This is a genomic window from Mesorhizobium sp. (assembly GCF_004962245.1).
Lineage (GTDB): Bacteria > Pseudomonadota > Alphaproteobacteria > Rhizobiales > Rhizobiaceae > Mesorhizobium.
Genome location: NZ_SUHQ01000010.1, coordinates 189,194 through 195,348 on the forward strand (window position 1 = coordinate 189,194; position 6,155 = coordinate 195,348).

Genomic DNA, 6,155 nt, shown 5'->3' on the forward strand with positions numbered 1-6,155 from the left:
GCTACAGGCGAATTCTGGGAAGGATAGACCATGCATCTTTCGACGCACAACTGGATGCGGGCGGAACCGTTGGAGACGACGCTCAGACGCATCAAGAAATTCGGCTATGAATCGATCGAGATCTCCGGTGAACCCGAGCAGTACAAGACCAATGAGACGCGTGCGCTGCTGAAAGAACACGGCATCCGCTGCTGGGGTGCGGTGACGCTTATGCTGGGCGAGCGCAATCTTGCCGCCAAGGACCAGGGCCAGCGCGAGCGTTCGGTGCAGTATGTCAAGGATGTGCTGACGATGGTGAGCGAGCTCGACGGTGAGATCATCACGCTCGTTCCCGCCACCGTCGGCAAGGTGGTGCCGGACGGCACCGAGGCGGAAGAATGGAAATGGGTGGTCGACGCCACCAGGGAATGCTTCACCCATGCCAAGAAGGTGGGCGTCAAGATTGCGGTCGAGCCGCTCAACCGCTTCGAGACCTATCTGTTCAACCGTGGCGCCCAGGCGCTGGCGCTGGCCGATGCGGTTAGCCCCGAATGCGGCGTCTGCCTCGACTCCTACCATATCCACATGGAAGAATTTAACGTCTACGACGCCATCCGCCAAGTCGGCAAGCGCCTGTTCGACTTCCACGTGGCCGACAACAACCGCTTCGCAGCCGGTCTCGGACAGATCGACTGGCCGAAGATCGTCGGCACGCTGAAGGAAGTCGGCTACGACGGCGCGCTGACCAACGAGTTCGTCGCCCCCGTCGATCGCACGCCGGCCGCGCCCTATCCCGACATGGTCGAGCGCCATCCGGTCGACATCTCGCCGGAACAGCTGAAGTTCATCCAGGATCACGGCTCCAGCGTGCTGACGGAGAAATTCTACACCGACCAGATGCGCATCACCGCCGAAACGCTGCTGCCGCTGATCAAGTAGCCAATCCGATTGGGAATGAGCCCTTCCGCCCCGACCTGGCGGCGGGGCCGGGGATGAACATGCGCATCAAGACGGTCCAAGCCTGGTGGGTCCGCATACCGATCGAAGCCGCGAAGCAGCACCGCAGCGACTTCGGTCAGGTGACGACGTTCGACGCCGCCATCCTGCGTATCGAGACCAACGATGGGTTGGTCGGCTGGGGCGAAGGCAAGAATGCCGCCGGCAGCACCGGCAACTATGGCGCTCTCGTCCACATGCTGAACAACGAAGTCGGCCCGCAGCTGATCGGCTGCGATCCGGCCGACATCGGGGTGATCTGGGAGATGCTCTACAATGGCGTGCGCCATGACAGTGCGGCACTTGCCGGCCACGCCATGCCGCAATTGGCACGGCGCGGCATCAGCGTCGCCGCGATCAGCGCCGTCGACATAGCGCTGTGGGATATTCTGGGCAAGTCGCTGGGGGTTCCGGTCTGGCGGCTGCTCGGCGGCCGCAAGCTCGACCGCATGCCGGCCTATGCTTCCGGCGGCTGGGCCTCCAGCGAGGCGATTGGCGACCAGTTGAAATCCTATGTCGCCAAGGGCGGCTTCAAGGCGCTGAAGATGCGCGTCGGCGCCATGGACGGCGCTCCGCACATTTCCGCCGCCCGCGTCCGCGCCGCAAGACAGGCGCTCGGCCCCGACGTCGACCTGATGGTCGATGCGCATGGCACCTATACGGTGGCGGAGGCCAAACGCTTCATCCATCTCGCCGGCGATCTCGATCTGGCCTGGTTCGAGGAGCCGGTCATCGCCGACGACAAGCCAGGGATGGCCGAAGTGCGGGCGTCCGGCTCGATCCCGATCGCCACCGGCGAAAGCGAAGCGACGCGCTACGCGTTCCGCGACCTCGCCATGCTCAAGGCGGCCGACATCTTCCAGCCGGACCCTGCCTTTTGCGGCGGCATCAGCGAGGCGATGAAGATCGGCACCATCGCCAGCGCCTTCAATCTGCGCTTTGCGCCGCATCTGTGGGCCGGCGCGCCTTGCTTCTTTGCCGGGCTCCATGTCTGCGCCGCCTCGCCGGCGAGCTTCACCGTCGAATATTCGCTCGGCGCCAACCCGATGATCCATGATCTGATCGAGGAGACTGTCGAAGCAAAGGACGGTATGATAGCGATCCCCGAGAAGCCCGGACTGGGATTCACCCTTTCGGAACGATTCCTGGAGGCGCACGCGCAACGCGGCTGACCATGAAAGAAAAGAACCTTCTCGCGGAACTCGCCGCCTATCTGTTCTCCCACTCCGACAAGGCGACGGGCCGAACGCCGTCGGAACGTGAGCTGGCGGAGCATTTTGCGGTCAGCCGAGGCCAGATCCGCGAGGCGCTGGCCATCCTCGAAGCCATGCGCATCGTCGAGCGCCGGGCGAAGTCCGGCATCTACATCGACACCAAGCAGGCCAGCGTCGAAGCCATGGCGCTGTTCGCGCGAGCCGGCCTGCCGCTCGATCCGATCCGGATCTATGAGACGGTCGAATTGCGCAAGATCCACGAGATCAAGGCCGCCGAGCTTGCCTGCTCGCGCGCCACCGAGGAAAATTTCGAGCGGCTGCGCGAGATTCTGAAAGCTTCGGAGGATCGCATCGCGGCCGGCGAGGGCCTTGCCAAGGAAGACCGCGAGTTTCACCTCGAGATCGTGCGGGCAACCAAGAACAGCGTTTTTCACAACGTATGCAGCGTCTACTACATGATGGGCGAGCAACGCCTGCCGATCTATTTCAACGATCCCGAACGCAACGTGCGCTCGCATGCCGAGCATATCCAGATCTACGAGGCGCTGCTGCGCCGCGACGGCAACCTCGCCCAGGCGCTGATGAGTGCCCATCTGCAAGGTGCGGAGAGCTACTGGAAAGGCCTGATCGAGGGCGGCGGGGCAGAACCTCACAGCCAAGCGCTCGAACAGGCCTGATATGCCTAAAATCCTGTCGACGCACACGCTGCACCCGCGCGCCACCGCCATGCTGGCTGGTGCCGGTGACCTCGTTGTCGCCTCCGCCCTCGACGCAGGCACGCTTACCGCCGAAGCGAGGGACGCTGATATCATCATCGTGCGCGCTCCGCTGCCATCAGCGCTTTTCGAAGGTGCGACGAAACTCAGGGCCGCAATCCGCCACGGCGCCGGGCTCGACATGGTGCCGATGGAAGCGGCCAACGCAGCCGGCGTGCTGGTGGCAAACGTGCCGGCGGTCAACGCACGGTCGGTCGCCGAATACGTGATGTTCGCGGCCCTGGCGCTGCTTCGGCGTTTCCGCATGGTGGACCGCGACCTGCGGGCGAAAGGCTGGCTGGCCGGCCGCGACCACACCATTCTCGCCAGCGAGCTCGCCGGCAAGACAATCGGCATTGTTGGCCTCGGCGCCATCGGACGGGCCGTTGGCCATATCGCGGCGCATGGTTTCGACCTGAACGTGGTGGCGACGACGCGCAGCATGGGGCCAGCGCCGGACAGGGTCGGCTTCTTGTCGATCGACGCGCTGGTCGAGCAGAGCGACATCATCGTCCTGTGCTGCCCGCTGACACCGGAGACGCGCGGCCTGATCAGCCGCGAGCGCATCGCCCGGATGAAGCCGGATGCGCTGCTGATCAATATTTCGCGCGGGCCGGTGATCGACGACGACGCCTTGATCGAGGCCTTGCAAAAGGGCCGCATCGGCGGTGCCGCGCTCGATGTCTTTGCGACGCAGCCGCTGCCTTCAGATCACCCCTATTTCGGCTTCGACAATGTCATCGTCACCCCGCACATGGCCGGCATCACCGAGCAATCGATGATGCGCATGGGCGTCGGTTCGGCTGATGAAACCTTGCTGGTGCTGGCCAACAAATTGCCGGTCAATCTGCGCAATCCCGAAGTGGTCAAGCACTACCGGCGGCGGTTTCCGGCTGACGCATAGCGTATCGCGGTTTCGCCCCAATTCTCCGCGACGCTGGACCCATGCTCGTTCTTCGCCGCACGCCGCTGCTTACGACCATCTTTTGGATCTGCGTCCTGCCCTCGGTCGCTGCGGCCGAGAGCAGCTATGTCTATTGCGATAACGGCCTGCGTTGCGTGATGGCGCCCTGTCCGTCGAACAGCGCGCTCGATCTTGCCACGGGCAAGATCATCAAGGGCGTGTCGATCGATATCGATGGATTGCGGCAGGAGGACAAGGCGCTCGATCTCTCAGACAAGCTCTATGCCGGCACGGTCGTCGTTGCCGGCTCGATCGAGAACCGGACCCAGACCCTCAACGGCAAGCAATACACTCTGCCCTGGCTGGTCGCGACCGGTATCGAGCGCGCGTCCAGGGAGAACGAACGCGGCCACTGTTCGTCGCACTGACGTTCCCACCGTCAACGGCCAAGCAGTACCTCGACTTCCGCCGCGATGCTCAGGAGACGGTGGTCGTGGCCGTTGCGCGCCAGCAGCATCAGCCCGGCCGGGCGAACCATTCCCGGCATCGGCAGGGAGATCGCACAGAGGTCGAACTGGTTGGCAACCTGCGTGTTGCGCAGCAGAAGGCCTTCCGTCCTGTCGCACAGACCTTCGTCGCTGGTCATCGACACGATGGTCGGCGCGGTGACCGGCGTGGTCGGCAGAGCCAGCACATCGACCGATGCCAGCCGCTCATCCATGGCCGCCAGAAGCGCCGTGCGGCGGCGGATTGCCCTGATATAGGCCGTGGCCGGAACGGCGGCAGCGCGCGACAACGGCTCGCTCACCCGCGGATCGACCGGTGTCGTCGCGCCACTCGCGAGCCAATCTGCATGGACCTCGGCACCCTCCATTGCCGCGATCGAGGCCTGCTTGGTTACCGCGCGCAAATCGACAAGGAGGTCATCGATGGACAGATCGGCGAGGCCTGCACCGGCAAGCTCTATCTTGCGAACACATCTGTCGAACGCCGCCGCGACCTCTTCTTCCGTATCCTCGAAGAGCACGCCGCGTGGCACGCCGATGCGCAGTCCGGCAAGCGGAAGCGGAATAAGCGCCGCAGGCTCCTCGCCCGCCATCACCGCGTCGGCGGCTGCGCATTCGGCGACGGTGCGGGCGAGCGGGCCAATAGAGTCCAGCGTGGCCGACAGCGGGAAAACGCCATCACGCGGCACGCGCCGCGCCGTCGGCTTGAAGCCGACGACGCCGTTCAGCGATGCCGGAATGCGCACCGAGCCGCCGGTGTCGGAACCGATCGAGATTTCGCTGGTGCCTTCGGCAACGGAAACACCGGCGCCCGAAGATGAGCCACCCGCAATCCGGCTGCCGTCGGTCGCATTGCCGGGCGTGCCGTAATGCGGGTTGACGCCGATCGCGGTGAAGGCGAATTCGGTCATGTTGGTCTTGCCGAAGATGACGGCGCCAGCCTGCCGCAGCCGCCGCACGATGACGGCATCTCGCAGCGCCGGCACCGCGGTGCTGAGCAACAACGAACCGGCTGTTGTAGGCTCGCCGGCGACGTCGAACAGATCCTTGATCGAGATAATCGCTCCGTCGAGCGGCCCGAGCGTGACGCCGGCCTTGCGCCGCGCATCGGCGGCATCGGCTGCCGCCCGCGCAGCTTGCGGATACAGTTTTATGAACACGCTTTCATTGTCCGCGCGGACAGCGAGATGCGAAAGGACGGCTTCGAGGCGGTCGCGGGTGGATTGCATTTTCGGTGTCGGACTCCGGGCGCGTGCAACGTCTTACAGGCAACAGCCAATACGTGGCTCGCGAGACATAACCCGGCATAAGCACATTTGCACCCCTGTCGAACGGAAGGAGGAGACCTGATGCTCTACAAAGGCAGTTGCCACTGCGGCAAGATCGCCTTCGAGATCAAAGGCGAACTGACCGGAGCCGTGCGATGCAATTGCTCGATCTGCTCACGCAAGGGCGCCCTGCTATGGGCCGTGCCGCATGAGACATTGCGGGTGCTCGCCTGGGGCGACGATCTTGGCAAATATACCTTCGGCAACCAAGTCATCGCCCATCGGTTCTGCCGCACCTGCGGCATCCATCCTTTCGCCGAGGACGTCAGCGAAAGGAGCGAACGAAGCGCCTACATCAATATCCATTGCATAGACGATCTCGATCCGGGTGCTGTGCCAATTTTCGACTTCGACGGCCGCTCGGCGTGAAACCGAACTATTGCCGGCTCCCAGCGTTCGAGCGATCTGGCGATCTAGCTGTGGTGCCTCAGCAGGTTGTCCCGATCGAAGCCGAGGCGGCTGATGGGTGGTTT

General features: G+C 63.9%; 7 protein-coding genes. 6 read left to right on the forward strand and 1 reads right to left on the reverse strand.

The features are described from left to right. The first annotated feature begins 30 nt into the window (after positions 1-30). The 5 genes from E5X88_RS13315 to E5X88_RS13335 are packed head-to-tail and all read left to right on the forward strand — an operon-like array spanning position 31 to position 4,276. Positions 31-918 carry a sugar phosphate isomerase/epimerase gene (locus E5X88_RS13315; protein ID WP_292161851.1) on the forward strand — a complete coding sequence of 296 codons (888 nt, stop codon included), beginning with the start codon at positions 31-33 and terminating at the stop codon, positions 916-918. Between the two features lie 59 nt (positions 919-977). After that, a complete protein-coding gene (locus E5X88_RS13320; protein ID WP_292161853.1) occupies positions 978-2,147 on the forward strand; it encodes a mandelate racemase/muconate lactonizing enzyme family protein in 1,170 nt (389 codons plus the stop codon). A 2-nt stretch (positions 2,148-2,149) separates the two neighbouring features. Beyond that, a complete protein-coding gene (locus tag E5X88_RS13325) occupies positions 2,150-2,866 on the forward strand; it encodes a FadR/GntR family transcriptional regulator (protein ID WP_292161855.1) in 717 nt (238 codons plus the stop codon). A 1-nt stretch (position 2,867) separates the two neighbouring features. After that, on the forward strand, positions 2,868-3,848 hold the full coding sequence (locus E5X88_RS13330) for a hydroxyacid dehydrogenase (protein ID WP_292161857.1): 981 nt from the start codon (positions 2,868-2,870) through the stop codon (positions 3,846-3,848). A 41-nt stretch (positions 3,849-3,889) separates the two neighbouring features. After that, on the forward strand, positions 3,890-4,276 hold the full coding sequence (locus E5X88_RS13335; RefSeq protein ID WP_292161860.1) for a hypothetical protein: 387 nt from the start codon (positions 3,890-3,892) through the stop codon (positions 4,274-4,276). Between the two features lie 11 nt (positions 4,277-4,287). On the opposite strand, the gene E5X88_RS13340 is transcribed toward E5X88_RS13335, so the two are convergent. Then, complete coding sequence (locus tag E5X88_RS13340; RefSeq protein WP_292161862.1) at positions 4,288-5,583, reverse strand: amidase; 1,296 nt, start codon at positions 5,581-5,583, stop codon at positions 4,288-4,290. A 120-nt stretch (positions 5,584-5,703) separates the two neighbouring features. Here E5X88_RS13340 and E5X88_RS13345 point away from each other — a divergent pair, with 120 nt between their 5' ends. After that, on the forward strand, positions 5,704-6,051 hold the full coding sequence (locus tag E5X88_RS13345; RefSeq protein WP_292161864.1) for a GFA family protein: 348 nt from the start codon (positions 5,704-5,706) through the stop codon (positions 6,049-6,051). Positions 6,052-6,155 lie beyond the last annotated feature (104 nt).

What these genes read in the sequence shown, in the direction of transcription:
- E5X88_RS13315 (WP_292161851.1), top strand. Translation starts at nt 31, where the DNA reads ATGCATCTTTCGACGCACAACTGGATGCGGGCGGAACCGTTGGAGACG.
- E5X88_RS13320 (WP_292161853.1), top strand. Translation starts at nt 978, where the DNA reads ATGCGCATCAAGACGGTCCAAGCCTGGTGGGTCCGCATACCGATCGAA.
- E5X88_RS13325 (WP_292161855.1), top strand. Translation starts at nt 2,150, where the DNA reads ATGAAAGAAAAGAACCTTCTCGCGGAACTCGCCGCCTATCTGTTCTCC.
- E5X88_RS13330 (WP_292161857.1), top strand. Translation starts at nt 2,868, where the DNA reads ATGCCTAAAATCCTGTCGACGCACACGCTGCACCCGCGCGCCACCGCC.
- E5X88_RS13335 (WP_292161860.1), top strand. Translation starts at nt 3,890, where the DNA reads ATGCTCGTTCTTCGCCGCACGCCGCTGCTTACGACCATCTTTTGGATC.
- E5X88_RS13340 (WP_292161862.1), bottom strand. Translation starts at nt 5,583, where the DNA reads ATGCAATCCACCCGCGACCGCCTCGAAGCCGTCCTTTCGCATCTCGCT.
- E5X88_RS13345 (WP_292161864.1), top strand. Translation starts at nt 5,704, where the DNA reads ATGCTCTACAAAGGCAGTTGCCACTGCGGCAAGATCGCCTTCGAGATC.